Annotated in this window: 18 protein-coding genes and 1 riboswitch; of the genes, 8 read left to right on the top strand and 10 right to left on the bottom strand. The window is 53.1% G+C overall.

From position 1 onward, the window contains the following. Window positions 1–2 precede the first annotated feature (2 nt). On the bottom strand, window positions 3–1,877 hold the full coding sequence (gene abc-f / locus PGX44_RS05045) for a ribosomal protection-like ABC-F family protein (protein WP_498854487.1): 1,875 nt from the start codon (window positions 1,875–1,877) through the stop codon (window positions 3–5). Window positions 1,878–2,083: 206 nt separating this feature from the next. On the opposite strand from abc-f, the gene putP reads away from it, so the two are divergent. Then, on the top strand, window positions 2,084–3,592 hold the full coding sequence (gene putP, locus PGX44_RS05040) for a sodium/proline symporter PutP (RefSeq protein WP_498854486.1): 1,509 nt from the start codon (window positions 2,084–2,086) through the stop codon (window positions 3,590–3,592). Between the two features lie 161 nt (window positions 3,593–3,753). Here putP and hpf read toward each other — a convergent pair whose 3' ends face one another. Next, entirely contained in the window at window positions 3,754–4,278 is a 525-nt protein-coding gene (gene hpf / locus PGX44_RS05035) for a ribosome hibernation-promoting factor, HPF/YfiA family (protein WP_498854485.1), read from the bottom strand. A gap of 225 nt (window positions 4,279–4,503) precedes the next feature. Then, window positions 4,504–4,603: riboswitch (SAM riboswitch) on the top strand. An 88-nt stretch (window positions 4,604–4,691) separates the two neighbouring features. Between hpf and PGX44_RS05030 the strand changes: the two genes are divergently transcribed. The 5 genes from PGX44_RS05030 (at window position 4,692) to PGX44_RS05010 (ending at window position 9,833) form a co-directional block, all read left to right on the top strand. After that, entirely contained in the window at window positions 4,692–5,735 is a 1,044-nt protein-coding gene (locus PGX44_RS05030; RefSeq protein WP_289002227.1) for a methionine ABC transporter ATP-binding protein, read from the top strand. Beyond that, window positions 5,716–6,369, top strand: coding sequence for a methionine ABC transporter permease (locus tag PGX44_RS05025; protein ID WP_186502589.1), 654 nt, complete (start codon window positions 5,716–5,718; stop codon window positions 6,367–6,369). The genes PGX44_RS05030 and PGX44_RS05025 overlap by 20 nt, the downstream gene beginning before the upstream one ends. A 25-nt stretch (window positions 6,370–6,394) precedes the next feature. Next, window positions 6,395–7,228 (top strand): MetQ/NlpA family ABC transporter substrate-binding protein, encoded by an 834-nt coding sequence (locus PGX44_RS05020; RefSeq protein ID WP_498854484.1) that lies wholly within the window; start codon window positions 6,395–6,397, stop codon window positions 7,226–7,228. Between the two features lie 115 nt (window positions 7,229–7,343). Continuing rightward, window positions 7,344–8,471, top strand: coding sequence for a M20/M25/M40 family metallo-hydrolase (locus PGX44_RS05015; protein WP_498854483.1), 1,128 nt, complete (start codon window positions 7,344–7,346; stop codon window positions 8,469–8,471). A gap of 27 nt (window positions 8,472–8,498) precedes the next feature. Beyond that, window positions 8,499–9,833, top strand: a complete 1,335-nt coding sequence (locus PGX44_RS05010) for an MATE family efflux transporter (protein ID WP_498854482.1) — start codon at window positions 8,499–8,501, stop codon at window positions 9,831–9,833. 83 nt (window positions 9,834–9,916) lie between these two features. On the opposite strand, the gene recO is transcribed toward PGX44_RS05010, so the two are convergent. Genes recO through PGX44_RS04990 form a run of 4 tightly spaced genes read right to left on the bottom strand, consistent with a single transcriptional unit; the run spans window position 9,917 to window position 13,141 of the window. After that, the gene (gene recO / locus PGX44_RS05005) at window positions 9,917–10,660 is read right to left on the bottom strand and encodes a DNA repair protein RecO (RefSeq protein ID WP_498854481.1); all 744 of its coding nucleotides are present in this window, start codon (window positions 10,658–10,660) and stop codon (window positions 9,917–9,919) included. Further along, a complete protein-coding gene (locus PGX44_RS05000) occupies window positions 10,647–11,981 on the bottom strand; it encodes a hemolysin family protein (RefSeq protein ID WP_498854480.1) in 1,335 nt (444 codons plus the stop codon). The genes recO and PGX44_RS05000 overlap by 14 nt, the downstream gene beginning before the upstream one ends. Window positions 11,982–12,002: 21 nt before the next feature. Next, entirely contained in the window at window positions 12,003–12,899 is an 897-nt protein-coding gene (era, locus tag PGX44_RS04995) for a GTPase Era (RefSeq protein WP_498854479.1), read from the bottom strand. Window positions 12,900–12,901: 2 nt separating this feature from the next. Next, window positions 12,902–13,141 (bottom strand): cytidine deaminase family protein, encoded by a 240-nt coding sequence (locus PGX44_RS04990; protein ID WP_498854549.1) that lies wholly within the window; start codon window positions 13,139–13,141, stop codon window positions 12,902–12,904. On the opposite strand from PGX44_RS04990, the gene PGX44_RS04985 reads away from it, so the two are divergent. Next, on the top strand, window positions 13,088–13,222 hold the full coding sequence (locus PGX44_RS04985) for a hypothetical protein (RefSeq protein ID WP_498854478.1): 135 nt from the start codon (window positions 13,088–13,090) through the stop codon (window positions 13,220–13,222). The genes PGX44_RS04990 and PGX44_RS04985 overlap by 54 nt on opposite strands. 80 nt (window positions 13,223–13,302) lie before the next feature. Here the strand turns inward: PGX44_RS04985 and ybeY are convergent, their stop codons facing one another. Genes ybeY through PGX44_RS04965 form a run of 4 tightly spaced genes read right to left on the bottom strand, consistent with a single transcriptional unit; the run spans window position 13,303 to window position 17,477 of the window. Then, complete coding sequence (gene ybeY / locus PGX44_RS04980; RefSeq protein WP_498854477.1) at window positions 13,303–13,776, bottom strand: rRNA maturation RNase YbeY; 474 nt, start codon at window positions 13,774–13,776, stop codon at window positions 13,303–13,305. Further along, window positions 13,773–14,735, bottom strand: coding sequence for a PhoH family protein (locus PGX44_RS04975; RefSeq protein ID WP_498854476.1), 963 nt, complete (start codon window positions 14,733–14,735; stop codon window positions 13,773–13,775). Before PGX44_RS04975 ends, ybeY begins: the two co-directional genes overlap by 4 nt. Window positions 14,736–14,744: 9 nt before the next feature. After that, window positions 14,745–15,710, bottom strand: a complete 966-nt coding sequence (gene mnmL / locus PGX44_RS04970) for a tRNA modification radical SAM protein MnmL/YtqA (RefSeq protein WP_498854475.1) — start codon at window positions 15,708–15,710, stop codon at window positions 14,745–14,747. Between the two features lie 12 nt (window positions 15,711–15,722). Further along, window positions 15,723–17,477 carry a B12-binding domain-containing radical SAM protein gene (locus tag PGX44_RS04965; RefSeq protein ID WP_498854474.1) on the bottom strand — a complete coding sequence of 585 codons (1,755 nt, stop codon included), beginning with the start codon at window positions 17,475–17,477 and terminating at the stop codon, window positions 15,723–15,725. Between the two features lie 766 nt (window positions 17,478–18,243). Here PGX44_RS04965 and PGX44_RS04960 point away from each other — a divergent pair. Continuing rightward, the coding region (locus PGX44_RS04960) for a beta strand repeat-containing protein (RefSeq protein ID WP_498854473.1) at window positions 18,244–22,299 on the top strand (4,056 nt) is incomplete at its 3' end.

Raw genomic sequence — 22,299 nt, 5'->3', positions numbered from 1 at the left:
TCCTACTCTTCTAACAGGTCTTCGAGCTCGCACCACCGTTCTGTGAGCTCATCCACCTTGGCCTGGGCCTGACGCTGTTCTTCCATGAGCTGCGCCACCGTTTCGTAATCACTGCCGGCTGCGGCGACGGCGGCGTTCAGACCCTTCAATAAACTTTCATAGCGCGGCAGTTCCTGTGTGATCTTAGCCAGCTCTTCCTTTTCCCGGGCCGACAACCCCTTTTTTACGGGTGCCGGCTTGGGCTGCTGGAACGGCGCAGGAGCTGCTGCTTTTTCTTTCTTTTCCGGTGCCGTATCCGTACGGTGCCGGATTTTTTCATCGAGGTAAGCGCTGTAATCGCCATAAAAACGGCTCCACGTGCCCGCTTCCAGGACAAAGAGCTTGTCTGCTACGCGATCGAGGAAATAGCGGTCATGGGAAACGACGAGGACCACGCCCTGATAGGTATCAAGGTACTGCTCGAGGACCGTCAGGGTCGGTATATCGAGATCATTCGTCGGTTCGTCCAAGAGAAGGACGTTAGGCTGGCTCATGAGCAGGCGCAAAAGGTAGAGGCGGCGCCGTTCACCACCGCTTAATTTGGCAATGTACGTGTACTGCATTTCTTCCGTAAAGAGGAACTGCTCCAACAGGCGCGACGCAGAAATGGTTTCGCCGTACAGGTTGGTCACGTAATGGCCTGCTTCCTGGACGTAATCGATGACGCGCTGGCCTTCGTCAAATTCCGGCAGCTGCTGGCGGAAGAAGCCAAAGCGCACAGTCTGACCAACGACAAGCTGACCTGCACTGGGCGTCAGATCGCCGGCAATGACCTTGAGCAGTGTCGATTTACCAACGCCGTTGGCGCCGATAATGCCGATGCGGTCGTGCTTGACTACGTGATACGTCACATCGTGGAACAAGGGCTGGCCACCGGGATAGGCAAAGGCCACGCCGTCCATGTCGATGATGGTCTTACCAAGGCGCACAGACGTATCGAGGATTTCCACACTGCCTGAGGGCTTGTTCGTTTCCATAGCACACAGGGCCTCGTACCGTTCAATACGGGCCTTTTGTTTCGTCGAACGGGCCTGGGCACCGCGGCGGATCCACGCTGTTTCCCGGCGTATCAGATTGGCCCGGCGTGCAGCCGCCGCCTCTTCCCCTTCAATGCGTGTCTGGCGCATTTCCAGGAATTGAGCGTACGAGCCGGTATAGGAATAGACGTGGCCCCGGTCGAGTTCGATCATGGAGCTGGCCACTCGGTCCAGGAAATAGCGGTCGTGCGTACTAAGGAGGATAGCCGACTTGCTATCGTGCAGGTATTCTTCGAGCCAGAAAATAGTCTGGTCGTCCAAATGGTTCGTCGGTTCGTCCAGGATCAACAGATCGCACGGCACGATAAGGGCCCGCGCCAGGCCGAGACGCTTGCGCTGGCCGCCGGAAAGGGTGTCCGTCTTGGCCCTATAGTCCGTAATACCCAGCTCCTGCAGGATGACCCGTGCCTGCTGTTCGAGCTCCCACGCCTGGCTGGCGTCCATTTCTTCCGTGAGTTTGAGGACGGCAGCGGCATCATCGCGGGCTACAGCGTCTTCATAGCGGCGAATGACATCCATGACGGGCAGGTCGCCATCAAGGACGCTTTCAAGCACCGTCTGGCCCGGCTGGAACTGCGGTTCCTGCGGCAGAAAATGAATACGCGCCTTCGGGTTGCGCCAAATAGTACCGCTGTCCGCTTCGGCTACGCCGGCAATGATTTTGAGAAGCGTCGTCTTGCCGGCGCCATTGAGTCCGATGAGGCCCGTCTTCTGGCCGGCATCGAGAGAAATCGTTACGTCAGAAAAGAGGACGCGCAGGCCATACGCTTTGGACACGCCCTCTGTTGTCAGTATATTCATAGTTTATTTCCTTCTTTGTTTAGAAATCGTATCATTTCTATTATATAAGGAAGACTGAGGAAATGCCAGTCACGAGTGACGAAAATCACAGGTATTGTATCCTTTTTTTCTCCACTTTCCTTTAGAAACGTTGCTATATAGCTGTAGATAAGGTACAATAAATAAATGTACATCTTGTAAATTTTCTTATCAAAGGAGTCGTTTCCATGTTTCAGACTAATATTGTCGTACTGAGCGCCTTCGCCCTGTATCTGCTCATGATGCTAGCTATCGGCGCTTATTATTATCGTTCCCAGCAAGGGCTGAGCGATTATATCCTCGGCGGCCGTACCTTGGGCCCATGGATTACGTCTATGAGTGCCGAAGCCTCCGATATGAGCGGCTGGATGCTCATGGGCCTGCCGGGCTTTGCCTACTCCATCGGCATATCTGCTTTTTGGACGGCCTTGGGTCTCTGTCTGGGGACCTTCTTGAACTGGCACTTTGTTTCGCGGCGCCTGCGTAATTATACAGAAGTCGCCAACAACAGCCTGACTATGCCGGATTACCTGAAAAACCGCTTCCACGATGAAAAGAATATTATCCGCCTCATTTCGGCCATCTTTATCCTTATCTTCTTTCTCATCTACACATCGTCGGGCTTCGTTGCCGGCGGCAAGCTCTTCCAGACCGTCTTCGGCATGGATTACTTCTACGCCCTGCTCCTCGGCGCCGGCGTCGTCGTCATCTATACCTTCCTGGGTGGCTTCATGGCCGTCTGCTGGACCGATTTCATTCAAGGCTGCATGATGTTCCTGGCCATCGTCCTCGTACCTATCGTAGGCATGCTTTCCTTCGGCGGTGCCGATGCGGTCATGACCCGTGTCGCTTCCGATTCGCCGCAGCTCCTGCAGCTCGTGCCCGATACGTCCGTGACCGGCGTCATTGCCATCATCTCAGCCATTGGCTGGGGCGTAGGCTACTTCGGCCAGCCCCACATTCTCGTGCGTTTCATGGCTATTGGTGATCCGCAGGAACTGAATAAAGCCAAACACATTGCCATGACCTGGGTTATTATTTCCCTGGCCGCTGCCGTTCTCGTCGGCCTCGTCGGTAAGGTCGTCCTCGATACTCCGCTCCAAGGGGCCGATGCAGAAAAAGTTTTCCTCGTCATGAGTGAACAGCTCTTCCCGCCCTTCGTAGCTGGTCTCATCTGGTCTGCCGTGTTGGCCGCCATTATGAGTACGGCATCGTCACAGCTTCTGGTTACGGCATCGGCCATTTCCAAGGACTTCTACAATGCCTTCATCCGCAAGGATGCCAGCGACAAGGAACTGATTCTCGTGAGCCGCATTACGGTTCTCGTCGTCGCTGCCCTGGCCATCATCCTCGGCCTCGACCCGAACAACTACATCCTCACCATGGTTGCCTACGCCTGGGCTGGTTTTGGTGCCGCCTTTGGTCCGTGCATCCTCCTTTCCCTCTTCTGGAAACGGATGACCAAAAACGGTGCCCTGGCAGGTATTGTCGTCGGTGGCCTGACGGTCCTCATTTGGAAACAGTTTGCCTGGTTCGGCCTTTACGAAATCGTGCCGGGCTTTATCTTCTCCCTCATTGCCATTTACGTCGTCAGCAAGCTGGATGCACCGCCCAGTGCAGAAATCCAGGCTGAATTTGACCAGGCCGTGAGCTTGAAGCAAAAAATCACTCTCCTCAAAGGAAACGACGAAAAATAATAGAACTGCAAAACAGCCGTATCAGGCCCGTCCTGGTACGGCTGTTTTTTATATAGGCCCGGCAAATCCGCGCCAGGGAACATTAGAAAAAGGGTCCAGACTGCGAAGTCTGAACCCTTTCTGTATGGCACCTGAGATGACAGGAAAAAAAGTGATCACTATTAATATTCCGGTTCGATTAAGCCATATTTGCCGTGTTTCCGTTTGTATACGACGTTAATGGCTTCCGTTTCCGAATTGAGGAAAACAAAGAAATCGTGGCCGACGAGATTCATCTGCAGAATAGCTTCTTCTACGTCCATAGGACGGGCAGCGAATTTCTTGACACGGGCAATTTCAAAATCTTCTTCCGGTACAGCCGGTCCTTCGACCATAGCATCATGGAAGGAGCCGCCCTTCATACGGCGGGCAATCTTTGTTTTATACTTATGAATCTGGCGGATCATCTTATCGTACACCAGATCAATAGCGGCATACATGTCATCGTTGGCTTCTACACCACGGAGGACGACGCCGTCTACCTTCAACGTGATTTCTGCAATTTTACGATCTTTTTCGACGGAAAGAAGAGCCTGCACATTCACTTCATTTTCGAAGTATTTCGTTACCTTTTTTTCATGTTTCAAAACGTAATCTTTTAATGCCGGTGTAATTTCCAGATTCTTACCTCTAACGATTGTTGCCATAAAAAATCCCTTCCTTTCGCGAGGAGCCTCATTTTTCAAACCATCCATGCTTAAGATTTGAATACTTCGCTCCTGATATATATAGTATTCCACATCACTTTGTTAATTCCTGCTAATCCGAGGAAAAAAATTATAATTATTTTTTCTTTCTCGAACGGTATTCCAATTTAGATATTGACAAGGCCCTGTCCCCGTGCTATGATACAGGACAGTAATTCCATAGTGTATTCATCCAGAGCAATCGAGGGAATGGCCCTATGACGTTGCGGCAACCCCCTACGTGGGAAGGTGCCAAGTCCAGCGGAATGTATCCGGCAGATGAAATGATCGCAGTAATTCTACCGTCAGCATCTGTTGACGGCTTTTTTTATGAAATAACGATCACTAGGAAAATTAAGTAAGGAGTTGATCTTGTGATAACTTTTGAGAACATTACCAAGACCTACGGCGGCAAAACACACGTCCAGGCTCTAAAAGGGATCTCGCTGACCATCAACGACGGCGAAATCTTCGGCATAATCGGCAAGAGCGGCGCCGGCAAATCGACCCTCGTCCGCTGCATCAACATGCTGGAAAAACCGACAAGCGGCAAAGTCATCATTGACGACAAAGAACTGACGTCCATGTCCGACAGCCAGCTGCGGGCCGAACGCAAAAACATCGGCATGATTTTCCAGCACTTCAACCTGCTTTCGTCGCGTACAGTCTTTGATAACATTGCCTTCCCGCTGGAACTGATTGGCGCTTCCAAGGAAGTCATTGCCAGCAAGGTCGAATCCCTCCTCGAACTGGTCGGCCTGACAGACCGGCAGTACAACTACCCGTCCCAGCTCTCTGGCGGTCAGAAACAGCGTGTCGGCATTGCCCGCGCCCTGGCCAGCGATCCGAAGATTCTCCTCTGCGACGAAGCCACATCGGCCTTGGATCCGCAGACGACACAGTCTATTTTGGAACTCCTGAAGGATATCAACAAGCGTCTGGGCATTACCATCGTCATCATTACCCACGAAATGGCCGTTATCAAAGCCATTTGCGACCGCGTCGCCGTTATTGAAGGCGGCGTCATTAAAGAACAGGGCCGCGTTATCGACATCTTTGCCAGCCCTACGTCGGAAACGATGAAGGAATTTGTCAAATCTGTCGTCAATATGGAACTGCCCCAGGGCATCCGCAAGCTCGGCGTGTCTGACCAGCCTGCACCGGACCGGGATATGCTCGTACGTTTCCGCTTCAAGGGCCTGGTCACAAACGAACCGCTCGTCGTCAACATTGCCCGCAAGTTCAATCTTGACGTAAGCGTCCTCTACGGCAATATCGACTACATCCAGGATGTGCCCTTTGGCTACCTCATCGTCGTCATCATGGGCGATATGGAAGCACAGGCAAAAGCATTTGCCTACATCAAAACACAGCCTATTGAAAGCGAGGTATTAGGATATGTCCCCAGAACTCATTAAACTGATGATACAGGGCATTGAAGAAACGCTCTTCATGGTCTCTGTTTCTACTATCATTGCTGCCATCATCGGCATTCCCCTCGGTGTAACGCTGGTTATTACCGGCAAGGGCCATATACTGGAAAACCGGTTCATCAACCAGATTTTCAGCACCATCGTCAATATCATCCGCTCTATTCCGTTCATCATCCTCATGGTAGCTATCATTCCGCTGACCCGTCTCATTGCCGGCACATCCATCGGCACGACGGCTGCGTGCGTACCGCTGACCATCGTCGCCATTCCTTTCCTGAGCCGTCTCGTAGAAACGAGTATCCGCGACGTCGATTTCGGCCTCGTCGAAGCAGCCGAAGCCATGGGCGCCTCGCCCTTGCAGATCATCCGCAAGGTACTCCTGCCGGAAGCGCTGCCGACGATCATCAACAATATCACCGTGCTCATCGTCAACCTCATCGGTGCGTCGGCTATGGCCGGTGCCATCGGCGGCGGTGGTCTTGGGGATATTGCCATCCGCTACGGTTACCAGCGTTTCCAGGCTGACGTCATGCTGGCAACAATCATCATCCTGGTCATCGGTGTCAACCTGATCCAGGGCATTGGCGACTTTGCCTCCCACAAGAAGAATAAAAAATAAGTATATATAAGGAGTGTTTTCAGCTATGTTTATTTCTCTCAAAAAGGCCCTCGTTTTCGCAGCGGCCGCCTCTATTTGCCTCTTCGCTGCAGGCTGCGGCAATTCCAGTGATTCCGCTTCGTCATCTTCCTCTAAGGACGCCAACAAAGAAATTACCGTCGGCGTAACACCGGGCTTCCATGCAGACGTCATGGAACAGGTTAAGAAAGAAGCTGCCAAACAGGGCATCCTCATCAAAGTCGTCGAATTCTCTGACTATGTCACACCGGACGTAGCCTTGTCCAACAAGGAAATCGACATGAACTCGTACCAGCATAAGCCGTACATGGACAACATGGTCAAGGATAAAGGCCTGAAGCTCGTCTCCATCGGCCAGACCGTCGTCGCTCCTATCGGTCTCTACTCCCATAAGATTAAGAGCCTTGACGAACTGAAAGACGGCGCTGTCGTCGCCATTCCGAACGACCCGACCAACGGTGCCCGCGGCCTCCTGCTCCTGCAGAAAGCCGGCCTGATTAAAGTCAAAGACGGCGTCAAATATCCGACTCCGGCAGACGTAGCAGAAAACCCGAAACACCTGCAGTTCCGCGAACTGGAAGCCGCTCAGATTCCCCGTTCCCTCGATGACGTGGATTTGGCTGCTGTCAACACGAACTATGCTCTTGAAGCCGGCATCGATCCTGTCAAGGACGCCCTCTTCCGTGAAGACAAGGATTCGCCGTACGCCAATATCATTGCCGTTCACGAAGACGACAAAGACAACCCGACGTACAAGAAGATCGTCGAAATCTACAATTCCGAACCGATTCGCAAATACATTGAAGAACACTACAAAGGTTCTCTTATCCCGGCCTTCTAAGCCGGCTGCTCCGGCCTGCACCAGCGTGCAGGCCGGTTTTGTTCACCTGTAGACATCCGGAAAGTGTGTAGTATAATGAGTACATGCTCTTTCGAGCACCTGAGGAGGAACGACTATGACTACAAACGATATACAGAAACTTGAAACCTATGGGCAGGCCCATGAACAGGCCCTGCTCGACATGCTGACGCAGATTACGAGCCTGCCTTCGCCGACCGGCGCAGAAGCGGAAAAGGCTGCTTTTATCCTGGAATACCTGCACAATCTCGGTGCCAGTGACGCCCACATCGACCAGGCGGGCAACGTTGTCTGCCCGTACCAAATTACCGGAAACGGCAAACATCCCCTCTACGGGGCCCACATCGACACGGTATTTCTCCAATGCCCGGAAATTACGCCGCGCATAGAAGGTAACCTCTTTGCTGCCCCGTCGTGTGGCGACAACAGTGCCAACGTGGCCAGCCTGCTCTGCTTTATTACCATGCTCTATGAAGAACACATAGATCTCCCGGACGGCGCCTATTTTCTTTTTAATACAGGCGAAGAAGGCTTAGGCAACCTGCGCGGCATTCGCCAGTTCATGGCCGACCACAGCAGCGAAATCAGCGAAATGGTCGCCGTCGACTGCAACAGTGACACGTGTATCCACAAGGCCGTAGGCTCACACCGCTACGAAATCAACGTGGCGGCACAGGGCGGCCACAGCTGGAGCGGCTTTGGCAACACCAGCGCCATCGCCGGCGCCGCAGCCATTATTGACGACCTGTACCACCTGTCCGTACCGAAGGATCCCAAGACGACGTACAACGCCGGTACCATCGAAGGCGGTACGACTGTCAATTCCATTGCCGAACACGCCATGTTCCGCATCGACCTGCGCTCAGAGGATAAAGACGCCTTAGACGCCGTGGATAAGGAATTTCACCAGATCCTGAAGCAAAATGCAAAAGAAGGTATTGAAATCAGGGAAACGCTCATTGGCGAACGGCCCTGCAGCAGTGGCGTCGATACGACGGCTCTCTGCCAGCGGCTTGAACAGATTCGGGCAGCCCGCGGCCTTGCCACAGACTATCAGGCTGGCAGTACGGACGCCAATATTCCCCTCAGCCTGGGGATTCCGGCCATTTCCTTCGGCACCTGCATAGGCCGCCGTGCCCACACGGTCGAAGAGAATCTGGACATCGATTCTCTCGTGCCGGGCTTCATTCAGCTGGCCCAGTTTATCCTCTCCAGGCCGCACTAACGATATAACACCGAAAGGGGTCATTTCATGGTTCATAATATGACAGAAGGGAACCCGATCCGCCTGATTCTTATCTTTACGGTTCCCCTGCTCATTGGCAACGTTTTCCAACAGTTCTACAACATTGCCGACGTCATCATCGTCGGCCGCTTCATCGGCGTCCACGCCCTGGCGGCCGTCGGTGCTACGGCGCCGCTTTTCATGGCCCTCCTGGGCCTTACTATCGGCCTCGCTTCGGGCCTGACGGTCATCATGGGCCAGCGCTTTGGTGCTGGCGACAACGACGGCGTGCGCCGTTCCTTTGCCATGTGCGTCATCCTATCCGTGGCCATTACGCTGCTGCTCATGGCTGGTGCCGCTGCCTTCATGCCCTTTCTCCTGTCACTCATGAACATCTCAGCCGACCTTTACGCTGATTCGTACAGCTACGTCATGATCGTCGCCAACGGACTCATTGCTATGATGCTCTACAATCTCCTGTCCTGTGCCTGCCGGGCCTTAGGCGACAGCCGGACGCCTCTTTATTTTCTCATGCTGTCGTCGGTCCTCAATGTCATCCTGGCCCTGGTCTTCATCATCCGCTTTGGCTGGGGTGTGCCGGGCTCGGCCATTGCCCTCGTTGCAGCCCAGGCCGTATCGGCCCTGCTCTGCCTCATTTACATGCGCCTGCGCTTTCCCATGCTGCGCCTGAAACGGCAGGATTGGCACTGGGACACGGCTTTCGCCTGGCAACACCTGCGCATCGGCCTGCCCATGGCGGCCCAGTTTCTCATCATTTCCCTGGGCATCATTGCCATCCAGTCTGTGTGCAACACCTTCGGTGCCGAGACCATTGCCGGCTTCGTCTCGGCGACACGGATTGAACAGCTGGCCATGCAGCCCATGATTTCCCTGGGCATTGCCATGGCTGTCTTTTCCGCCCAAAACTACGGTGCCGGCCGGACTGACCGCATCCGCCGGGGCGTACGCCAGTGCTCCCTCGTGTCCCTCGCCTTTTGCGCCTTAGCGGCTATAGCCATGTTTACGCAGGGCCGGGAAATTATCGGCATCTTTACAACGGAACAGGACGAACAGCTCCTCGATGCAGCCTGGCTCTACCTGACCATGTCAGTACCCTTCTACGTATTTCTGGGACAGATTTTCGTCTACCGCAACGCCGTCCAGGGCATGGGCATTTCCATCGTCCCCCTGGCAAGCAGCCTTATCGAGCTGGTCCTGCGCGCCGCCTCAGCCTTTATCCTGGCAGCGTCGTGGGGCTATTTTGGCATTTGCTGTGCCAGCCCGATCTGCTGGATCGCAGCCTGCCTCTTTACGTCAGGCTGTTACTTCTACATTATGCACAACCTGCCCCGCTTCCGCTAAGGAACCGGTCCCAGTGTTGGCTGCACGCATAAAAGAGACCCCCATGCTCATACTGAGCATGGGGGTCTTTGCGTAGCCAGTTGCTATTCCATTAACGCCTTGCGGCATTTCAGGTCTTTGCCGCTTACGTCTTCGATGTAGCTGTAGAGCAATTGTTCCAGCAGGGCCAGGTCCTTGCGCGGCAGCTGCATAGGTGCTGCGTGCTGCCAGTCATAAGTGATGAGAGCCTGCCAAAGGCGGCGTACAGGTTCGCCGACAGGTACAAGCGGCATATTTTCTTCGTCGTGATCACTGAAGTAATAGCGTATCTGTCCGTCCGGTGCTTCGCCAGGATAGCGGTAGACGCGGACCGTTTCCGTATCAGGCTGAAAGCCGGCACAGGCCGTAAGCTGCCAGCCGGCAATGATCGTCGCCACGCGTACGTTGCGCGCAGCAATAGCCTCGATATAGCGCAAGATCAAGTCGTACATGCTATCGTCAGGCGCTTCCGGCGGCACTAAGGCCAGGACCATTTCCGTGAAGACCTGGGTATAGACGTAGCGATCCCACGAAAGATCGGCCAGGAGGCTGCTGCCACGGCTTTCGTATTCCGTAATAAAGTGGCTCCCTTGCCGTTCGTAGCCTTCAAAGGTCACAACCGAGAGCTCTACAAGACTGCCAAACCCCTGGTTATAGCCTTTTTTGCCCTTCGGTACGAGAAATTGCAGGAGCCCGGCCTGGCGCGTAAAAATCGTCAGGGAGAGCTGGCGGGAATAGCCCTTGCGCAGGCGCAGGATGATGCCGTCGTAGTGGTGCGTCTTCTGGCCATAAAAGTTAGTCCTCACCATGTTTTTCTTCCTCTGCTTCTGGTGGCGCTTCTTCCGGCATAGGCGTCGCCTTCAGGCGGGAAATGCGGAAGCCCTGGACCTCCATGACCTGAAAGCGGTACGAGCCGATACGCGTTTCTTCCTGAACGGCTGGCGTATGGCCTAAGAGGTAAAAGACATAGCCGCCGATGGTGTCGGCATCGACATCCTCTTCTACAGGAATGTGCAGCAGGTCCTGCACGTCTTCCAAGAGGACCGTACCGGCAAATTCGTAGGCCCCGTTTTCAAGGGGCTGGATTTCTTCCTTTTCCACAGTATGCTCGTTTTGGATATTGCCTACGAGCTCTTCCAAAATATCTTCCAGGCCGATGAGCCCGACAGAACTGCCGTATTCATCGACGACGATGGCCAAATATGTACGGCGCCGCCGCATGAGCTGCAGGAGCTGGGCTGCCGGCATGATTTCCGGCACCATGAGGATGGGCCTGTTGATAAGGCGCAGGTTGCTCCGCTTATGGATGTAGGCATCCATGAAATCCTTAATGTGCACGAGGCCAATAATGTGATCCTTATCGCCCTGGCAGAGGGGATAGCGCGTATGCCGCGACTGGCGCAGCGTCTTCAGATGCTGGTTCATGTTCTCTTCTACGTAGAGACAGACCATATCCTGCCGGGGCACCATGATTTCCTTGGCCAGGAGGTCGGCAAAGTCAAAGACGTTGTCAATGAGCTCGCTTTCTACCGTATCGAGCTTCCCTTCCTTATGGCTGGCCGTAACGAGCATGCGGATTTCATCTTCCGAGTGGACCATGTCGATTTCATTGGTCACATCGAGATTCTGCCGCCGCAGGATGACCTGGCCGAGCCAGTTACCGCAGGCAATAAAGCCATAACAGAGACGGCTGCACCAATAGAGAAAATGGCTCACCCGTTTGAGACTTTTTTCCGGGCTCTGGAGGCCTACGGACTTCGGTACGAGCTCGCCAAAGACCCAGAGGCAGAAACAGACGGCAAGGACCAGGCAAATGTTGACGATAATCGCCGCCCAGCCCGGCATAACCTGCCACAAGAGGGGCTGCAGATGATACAAGACATAGGCGATAACCGCGCCGGAGGCCATGCCGGCAGTGACCATGCCAACCTGGGCCGTACCTAAGAAGAGGGCCGGTTTTTCGTATAATTTCAGCAGAAACGGTGCCTTCCGGTCGCCATTGCGCGCCATTTCCTCAACGGCCTCACGGCGCAACTGGACAAAGGAAAACTTGCCCATAACGCAGAGGTTGCTGACGATAATGCAGGGAATGAGGAGCAACAGGTATTCTGCCAAATCTTGCCATTGCATATCTATGATAAATCTCTCCTTCTATTCGTTCTTATAGCCGAATTCACTGAGGGCTGACGGCTGGTTACGCCAATCCTTCTTCACTTTGACCCAAATATCGAGGAAGACCGACGAACCCAGGACGTTTTCGATTTCCTGGCGGGCCAGGCGGCCGACTTCCTTGAGGACCGTACCGTTTTTGCCAATGACGATGCGCTTTTGCGAGTCCCGTTCGACGTAGACCGTTACGCGGATATAGACCTTATTGTGGCCCCGGTCCTTCATTTCATCGACATAAACGGCAATGGAATGCGGCACTTCCTCGCGCATGCACTGGAAGAGCTTTTCCCGCACGATTTCCCCGGCCAGGAGCCGTTCCGGCTGGTCTGTAATCATGTCGTCCGGGAAATACTTCGGCCCTTCAGGCAGACACTTCTTCAGCTCCGTCAGGACAGCGTCGACGTTGTCTCCGGTGAGGGCCGAAATGGGAATGATTTGGGCAAAAGGATAGAGCTCCTTATATTCCGTAATCTTTTGGAAGATTTCTTCGTGGCTCATGAGGTCTACCTTGTTGATGACCAGGAAGACCGGTACCTTGACGCCCTTTAATTTATCGAGGACGAAGAAGTCGCCCGGGCCCTTCTTTTCATTACCCGAAATGAGGAAGAGAACGGCGTCAATATCCTGCAGAGACTGGTATGCTGCTTCGTCCATGAATTCGCCCAGCTTGTGCTTAGGCTTGTGAATGCCCGGCGTATCGAGAAATACGATCTGGCATTCGTCGTCTGTGTGAATGCAGAGGATACGGTTCCGCGTCGTCTGGGCCTTATCGGAAACGATGGACACCTTCTGCTTAATAATATGGTTAATCAATGTGGACTTGCCAACATTCGGCCGGCCCACAACGGCAACAAAACCGGATTTAAACTGTTCGCTCATAATTACTCCTTCATCGTAGTGTCAGCAAAAGCTAACGGTAATAATTTCTGCAATGGATAGACCTCATAGGAACCATCAGGCCGTGCCAAAATCACTTCGGGGATCTTGAATTCTGCCATAACCTGACGGCACGCACCACACGGGGCAGTCAGGTCCTTGTTGTCGCCGGTAATGGCAAGGGCCACAAAATGACGGCAGCCACAGACGACGGCGTGAAAAATAGTATTCCGTTTGGCACAAATAGTCAGGCCGTACGACGCATTTTCTACGTTACAGCCTGTAAGATGGTACCGTCAGCACCGAGTACGGCGGCGCCGGCGTGAAAATTGGGAATAGGGCACGTAGGCCTGCGCCTGCGTTTCCCTGGCTGCTTTGATGAGTCGCTGGGCGTCTGCCGCGGCGATCACAAGTCTTCTCCCGGGCGGACATAGCCCAGCCGCGTGAGGATAAATTCTTCTTCCTTGCGCATTTCTGTCTTGTCATCCGGTTCCATATGGTCGTAGCCCAAAATATGGAGCATACCGTGAATGGTCAGATAGGCCAATTCCCGTTCAAAGGAGTGGCCGTATTCGTCAGCCTGTTCCTGCACCTTATCAAGAGAAATGACGATATCTCCCAAAAGTGCCGTATCAGGGCCATCGTAGCCGTCTTCTTCCCCTTCGTTGAGGGCAAAGGACAAGACGTCTGTCGGCCGGTCTATATTGCGGTACTGCTTGTTCAGTTCGTGGATATATTCGTTATGACAGAGGAGAATGCTGATTTCCGCATTAGGACCGAGGCCATAGACCAAGGCTGCTTCCTGGCAGACCCGTTCGATGACTTCTTCATTTTGTTCCTGTTTGTCAGCTTCGTCGCGGTAGTTAATGTTGATCTTCATTTGTCTTCCTCCTTGTAATAATCGGCATAGGCGCGGATAATACGGCCTACCATATCGTGACGGACGACGTCAGCGTCTGAAAAATGAATGACGCCAATGCCCGGTACGTGACTGAGTATTTTTTCTGCTTCCGTAAGGCCTGACTGCTGCTGGTTCGGCAAGTCGATCTGCGTTGTATCGCCGTTGACGACGACGCGCGAGTGATTGCCCATACGCGTGAGGAACATCTTCATCTGTTCCCGCGTCGTATTCTGGGCTTCATCGAGGATGATAAACGACTCTTCCAGAGTACGACCGCGCATGTACGCCAAGGGCGCTACTTCGATGATGTTGCGGGCAATGAGCTTTTGGAACTGATCATAGCCAAAGAGATCGGCCAAGGCATCATACAACGGCCGCAGATACGGATCGATCTTTTCCTGCAGGTCCCCTGGCAAAAAGCCCAGCTTTTCACCGGCTTCGACGGCAGGGCGCGTGAGAATGATCCGTTCGACTTCCCTGTTTTTCAGATAGTACGACGCCAAGGCGACGGCGAGATACGTCTTGCCTGTCCCGGCCGGTCCGATACCGAAGGTGACGAGGTTGCGGCGGATGGAGTCGACGTAGCGCTTCTGGCCGGCCGTCTTCGGTTTGATCAGGCGGCCGCGGGCAGAAATGCTCACCGTATCGGCGTAAATATCACGCAGCTCTTCTTCCCTGCCCTGGCGGATCATATCCGATGAATAGCGGACGTGCTGCGTCGTCAGGTACGTGTTTTCCCGGTTCAGCTCGCGCAGGATAGCAACGACCTTCATGGGCGGCATGATGACCTCTTCGTCACCGATAAAGAGCAGTTCATTGCCGCGGGCTGTCATGCGGCAGTCGGGAAACTCCTTCTGCAAAATGCGAAAGAATTCGTCTTTTGCTCCCAGCACATTGCGGGCTTCCATACTATCTGTAAAAGTCAGTCGTTTTTCCATATGTTGGCGTCATCTCTCCTTTTCCGGATTGCTCATAAATTTGCGTACAGCCTTGCCGTGCAGGTAATCGCATTTCTTCCCTTGCCACGTGTCACGCTGTACCAGCTCGGCATCGATCATATCGCGAATACGCCACCAGCCCATGCCCCAGTTGGCAAATTCCGTTGCTTCCTGCGGCGCCCGGCCGATGAGGCGCTGAAAAACGATATCCTGCCGCGTGTATTCGAGGAAGGTCACGACGCGGCGCACGTAGTCCTCTACGGAAATCAGCCCGACCTGACCGTCGTGATACCAGTCGGCAAGGACTGTATTCTTAATGACGTACAAGGCGTGCAGCTTGATTTCGTGGGACGGCAATGCCGATATGATCTTGGCCGTTTCGACGACATCCTCTTCCGTGTCACCGGGCAGGCCAATGATGACATGCGTGCAGTTGCGGAAGGGATAGTCCTTGAGCATAACCATGGCTTCAATATACTCGGCCAGTGTATGACCGCGGTTAATTTTCTGTAAGGTTTTGTAATTCGCCGTCTGCAGGCCCAGCTCGACGAGAATATCTACACCATACCTTTTCTTTACGTCAGCCATAATGTCGAGATACGTTTCATTCAGGCAATCCGGCCGCGTGGCAATAGCCAAGGCGACGATGCCCGGCCGGCACGCTTCGATGAGGTACTGGCGGAAGCGGTCCGGCGGCAAGTACGTATAGGTAAAATTCTGGAAATAGGCAATGAATTTCTTTGCCTTGTATTTGGGCCCAATGTGGGCAATGTTGGCTTCGATCTGCTTTTCAATGGTCATAGACGCTGGCAGGTTTTCGTAGCCTGCGCCAATGGAGCCACAAAACACACAGCCCCGCACCCCCAGTGTGCCGTCGCGGTTCGGGCACGTATCGGGAATACTGATAAGGAGCTTATATACTTTTTCTCCGTACGTTTCCTTTAAAAAGGTAGAATATACGTTATATCGTTCCATGAATGTCCTTTCTTAATCCACAGCCGGTGTACGCGGAATAACCTGCCACGTGACGCCGTCTTTTTTCTTTTCTGCCAGGAGCCACGCCGGACCTTCCGGTACAGCTGCCGTACTGATGAGCTCAGCCTTCGCGGCAGCACTGACGGGCCAAATGCGGTAGCGCATTTTCAGATCCCGCCAATTGGTAAAATGATAGTCCGCAAGGTACGCCTGCATCCGTTTTTCGTCCCGGAAGAGGCTGTCCGTTTCCGACCGTGGCGCTTCGCTCCAGCCGAGGAAAGACGGCTGCAAACGGAAGGAAAAGACCGTCAGCATATCGAGAGCCAAGAGTTCCTTCGCTACGGCCAACGTACCTTCATCGAGGCGTGTACAGGTCGTGAGGAAGTGCCAGAGAAATTCGCACAGCGCCGCGTCGGCCACGGCAATGCGGTCCTTCCCCTGGGCCAGCCAGGCTTCGGTCATGGCGGCGTAAAAGGCAAAGACGTTATCATCGTAAAAACGGCTCACATAGGCCAGGACGTGCGTAAACTTACCGGAATTGTACGTCCGTTCAAAGACGTCTTCAAAGACCTTGAGGAACTGTACCTTTTCGTAAGGGAGCCACGTCGTAGCCAGGACCTCGTAGGGGCCGCACGGGTCAAAGCGGTACTCTGCCAGATAATCACGGCGAATGCCTGAGCCCTTGAGGAGCTTTAAGAAGCCGATTTGCAGCTTATGCGGTTTCAGGCTGTAAATGTCGTTGAAGGACTGCTGCAAATGGCCGTAATCTTCGTAAGGCAGGCCGACGATGAGGTCCAGATGAAGATGAATCGTCCCCAAAGCAGTCAGTCGTTCCATGATTTCCGTAATACGCGGCCAGTCGTTATGACGGTGAATCGCCGTCAAGGTCGGCTCATACGTCGACTGAATACCCATTTCCAGCTGTACCCGCCCCTTAGGCGCCTGGCTGAGCAGGTCCAGGTCGGCATCGCTGAGGACACCGGGCTCGATTTCCAAATGGAAATTGACAGGCTTTTCGACTCCGATCATGTATTCCAGAAGGGGCCGGTAATGACTGGGATTGCAATTGAACGTGCGGTCTACGAATTTTACCTGATGGACACCGGCAGCGACAAACTGCTCGAGCTCGCTAATGACCAAGGGGACCGAGCGGAAACGTACGGCATCATCATTGCCGGAAAGGCAATACTGGCAGTGGAAGGGACAGCCCCGGGAGCTTTCGTAGTAAATAATGTGATGCTCCAAGGCTGACAAATCTTCACCGGCATAGGGAAAGGGCAGCGTATCCAAATCAGCCACCTCGCGGAACCAGGGAACCCCTGTAATTTTCCCGTCTACGCGGCCCATAACGCCCGGTACAGCCGTCGCGTTCTCACCTGCTTCCAGGGCACGCAGAAAAGCCGGCACCATTTCCTCCCCTTCACCTTGGAGGACGTAATCGATGTCGGTACAATCGCGCAGCGTCTCTGCTGCCGTATAAGAAACCTCCGGGCCGCCTACAAAAATCACGACGTCAGGCAGAACCTGACGGATGAGCGTGATGATGCGGCACGTCATTTCGATATTCCAAATGTAACAAGAAAAGCCAATCACGTCGGCGTGAAAAGCATAAATATGGCGCAGAATATCGTAGGCATTGTGATTAATCGTATATTCTGCCGTAACGACGCCATTGTAGCCCAGCTTTTCACAACTCGTACGCAAACAACGCAGAGCCAGAGACGACTGGACATATTTGGCATTTAAGGTGGTCAGAAGGGTCTTCAAGGTATATTCTCCTTCATAATCTAAGATACCTAACATTATACTACATGCAGGAAAAAGAGTGAAGCTAACACAGCTTTCCCTGGGGGGGGAAAGTACCCGTTGTTTATACAACAGGGGATAGAGGCGAAACGGAGTAGCCCTAAAAGTGAATAGATACATGAGGCCGCGAGGGAGAGAGGCCACCCAAGTAGCAAGATACTTCCTGCGGGCAACAGGGAATAGAGGCGGAACGGAGTAGCGTGGCTAAGACATGACGATAGAAGCTCATTTCAAACCGTAAACCAGTATGTCCAAACACTCCATATTCATCAATACAGCTCCTTTTTCACATCTGTCTTTATTGAGAAAGGCGCAAATAATTTTGTTTTATGTCCATTTGTATAATACTAAATTATCCATCTGTTTATCTTCTACTATAATGATATATTTTATCGTTTATAGTAATTAAAATCTTATTTCTGATATAAAATAAACTATAGTATTTTTAATTCTTTAATGGTATAAAAATTTCCATAAGTTCTTTTAACGTATTTTTATAAAATAAAATAGCTTTATATGGAATAAAATAGGAGTTTTATTGAATATTATGTAATAAAATAAATTTTATATAAGAACAAATATTTGTAGAGTAAAAATAAAACTTATTATAACTTGAATTACTAATTTATAAGAGTTATTATGTAGTTAAGAAAGAATTTAAATTATTTCAATATATATTACTAATGATATAAACCATAACATTACAGTGTGAGAGGAGTGCTTGATTATGAGAACGACTAATTCAAAACGCCTGAGAAGGCAAATCCTGACAAGCCTGCTCGTTGCAGGAACTATAGGGTTGGCAGGTATGGCCGGAACGGCGCAGGCGGCGATTGTGACGGATCAATACGATACGACGAAACCCATTGCAATTGATAACACGACAGAAGCGACGACGTTTTATGGCAATAAACTCCTAACGGAAAACCTGACGATTACCGAATTAAAAGATAATACGCTGCATCCGACGACCGGACAGTGGACCGCTTTAGGCGGCGGCCTCTATGGCGAAGGATTTTTCAGTGCCGAACAGCTGGCTCCGGTGAGTCAGAAAATCACCTTTGATAACGCGACGATTTCCGGAAACAAGGTTATTGCAGATTATGATTATGCCCGCGCCGGTGGTGGCGCCATGTTCCTAAAGGGCACAGATGCTACCTTTAAAGATGTCTCAATTACGGATAATACGGCTGAAGGCAGATTTGCTTACGGCGGTGCTGTCTATACGGACTATAAGGGCAATACGGCCATCGTCGATGGTAAAAAATATCCCTATACGATCCCTACAACAGTTACCTTCATCGCCACAAAAGACGGTGCCTATACGGGCAATGATGTCAAAGCTATCGATGGCAATTACCAGCGCGTCGATGACATTGGTAATGCCCACATCGCTACGACCAGCGGTGGTTTCCTCGCCATGGATCCGAATACGTCCGCTACGTTTGATGTGGAAAATGACGCAACCCTGACTATTGGCAAGACAACGCCGGCCACGAGTAATGAAGACACCATTTCCAGCTTCGTTCCCATGGTGGGCTTTACGGCGAGTCTGGCTACGCCGTACATGACGAAAACCGGTACAGGTACACTGACGATCAACAGCAACCTGAACAAATATCACGGTCTCTTCACTATCGATGGTGGTACGGTAAACCTGGTTCCGGATTTGCTCATCGACAATACGTATACCGTACAGCAAGGTACGCTGAACATGGGTAATGTTACCGTTAGTGACCTCGATGCCAAATACACCGTAGGCGATATTCCGCATACAAATAACGGCGATGGTACGCTGACCGTAACTTCTGATGAAGGAAATCCCCGTAGCGTCCCCAACGGGATTGGCTCGTTAGTCACAGCCGCAGGGACGACGACTACGGCGCAAAACGTGACCGTCAACCACGGTGCGTCCCTCAATGCCCAAGGCCTCCTGACTATTTCCGGTAACCTTGAAGCCGACGCCGCTACGGTTACGGCAGCGAATGCCACCATCGGCGGCACCGTTTCGGCAGCCAATAAAGCAGCCGTTTCCTTAGGCGGCAGCAATCTGAGCCTGAGCAAGATCAACGTCGACAACACGAGCGGTGTTACCCTCACAGGTGGTACACTCGCAGCACCGACGCTCTCCGACGCCATCACCGGCGGCGGTAAAGTAACTCTCGACGGCTCGGCTACGTTAGCAACAACGGCAAATCAGATCTTTACAGACGCCAACACGATTGCCACGACAACACCGGCGGATAATGGACTTACGACGGGCGCAGCGGATTCCCTCGTGTTCAAAGCCGGCACCTTGTCCCTGGGTGATAACTACAGCTACAAATACTTGACGAACATTCAAGGCATCCTGAGCAACCTCGGCAATACAGGCCTCGTCATGACGGGGAACCTCGTTGACTCCGGCAGTGTCCAAGGCACGGTCAGTGTCGATACAGCCAGCGCCATCGGCAGCGATACGTCCCTCGATACAGTTAGTGTCACTACGGGAAACACGAACCTCGTCGTCGGTGATGCAGCTGCTACAAACGACAATACAACAGGCGTAGCCGAAGGCTTCAGTGTTTCAGCTCTCACCCTTGGCGATGCTAAGAGTGTCACCGTCACCAACGGCCAGGACCTCACTCTCGGCGGCAGCACGACAACCGATGTCATTCAAACAACCGATAATGCCCAGGCCAATGTGGCTCTCAACTCGGGCAGTACCCTGACGATCGGCAACAGCGCCGTAACAGACAATCAGGCACTTAACGTCAACGCTACAGTCGCCGCTACGGATAGTACGGTTACGACCAACGGCCAGACCACCGTCACGGGCGACGTCAGCCTGACAAACTCGCAGCTCACGGCTAAGACGGGTTCCGTCACCTTGGCTGAGGGTCTCACGACGAGCGGCACGTCCAGTATTTCCGGTACGGTCAACGTCACAGGTGATGTCAACGTCAACGACGGCGGTACCCTGACGACGAACGGCACGACTACTGTTGATGGGAGCCTCTCCACGACCAGCGGCAGCACGGTTACAACGAACGGTACGACCACCGTTTCTGGCGACCTGCCAACAGGCAGTGGCAGTACCGTAACAACGAACGGCATCACTACCGTTTCCGGCGATCTGACGACAGGCAGTGGCAGTACAGTAACAACGAATGGCACCACCAATGTAGCCGGAAGTGTCAACCTTGCCGGCACGAATCTCCAGGCCCAGTCCGGTACGGTCAGCGTCGCCAAAGACCTGAACACATCTGGCACGTCTACCATTACCGGTAACGTAGCCGTTGGCGGCGACATTACAGCAACAGGTGACAGCGGAACAGCGGTCTTGAATGTCGGTACTGATACGACAGCAGCTCAAATCAGTGCTGACAGCATCAATATGAACGGTGGTACCTTTATCCTTGACCCGGTATGGCAGGAAGGACAAGAAATTGGCGACGGATCTAAAGCCGCTCTTAGCAGCGTATCTGACTCGAAGCTGGTTGTCGGCCAGAACTCTACCCTCACCTTGGGCGCAAAGGATACATCCATCGCTGAAAAGGCTTTTGCTGACACGGGCCTCTCTTGGGGCAGCGACGGCATTCTTTCCGCCCTCTACGTCAATACCAGCCAGGACCTTAAGACGAATAGTATCGTCGTCGACAGTGCCGGTACAGCCAACAGCGGTCTTGAAGCTGGTAACTTCAAGATGGGTGCCAATTCCCTCATGATGGTCAACGGCAATGCCGTCTCCGGCAGCCAGCCCGCAGCCCTGACCAACGTCCAGAGTGTCAGTATCGATGACGGTGCCAAGCTCTATATTGATGGTGCTACGAGTGGCACGACGTACAACATCCTGAGTGGTACGGACGTCAAATCCAACAACGCTTGGTACAGCGATTCTGGTGCAGCCTCGCCGTCAAACGTCCTCGTCCACAACAAGCTCCTCAAGCTCGTCGGCGCTGATGGCAACGGCACGAGCCAGTTCTCCGTCAAGGCAGAAGCCCAGGACGCCAGCCAGGTCTATGGCAACAGCCTCGTAGATCCGGCCGTCGTCACGGCCGGTGTAGCCGCGAACGGCAAGGCAGCCGGCTTCTTTAACACCGCTGCTAACGACCTGATCAACCCGACGACAGCACAACAGGCAAACGCCATCAACAGCGCCGCCGCTATGACAGAACTTGCAGGCGTGCAGCACGGCCTGTATACAGCTAATAACCTCTTTGATTCGGCAGTGATGAACCACCTGGCCGGCCTCGACCGCAGCGATCAGGACACGGACATTTGGGCACACTACCTCCATGCGAAGGAAGACATCAGTGGTCTGGGTCTCACAGGCCTCGGCGGAGCTACCTATGACGCACAGTACAACGGCGTCATCGTCGGCTCGGACTTCTACAAGAAACACAACGCCGTAGCCGGTGCCGCATTCACGTACATTGATGGTTCCATAGACGGCAATACGGCAACGGCAGCGACAAGTAATGACGCTGACTACTACGGACTGAGCCTCTATGGCCGCCTCCTTAGAGGCAAGACGACGTACTTGGGCGACATCTCCTGGCTCCACGGCAAGAATGATATTACCCAATACAACAGCCTCAACGAACTGACGGGATCCGTATCGTCGAACGCCTTCAGTGCCGGCGTCCGGGCTGAGCAAAATTACAAGGCCGGAAAAGGCACTCTTACACCGCACGTAGGACTCCGCTACGCACACCTCGACTTCGGTGACTACACAGATAGCTTGGGAATTCACCACGACGGCGACACAGCCAACCTCTGGCTCGTACCGGTCGGCCTGCGC

Origin of the sequence: Caecibacter sp. AF58-12pH5A, assembly GCF_027681725.1 — a bacterium.
Lineage (GTDB): Bacteria > Bacillota > Negativicutes > Veillonellales > Megasphaeraceae > Megasphaera > Megasphaera hominis.
This window is presented reverse-complemented; position numbering and strand designations above follow the sequence as displayed.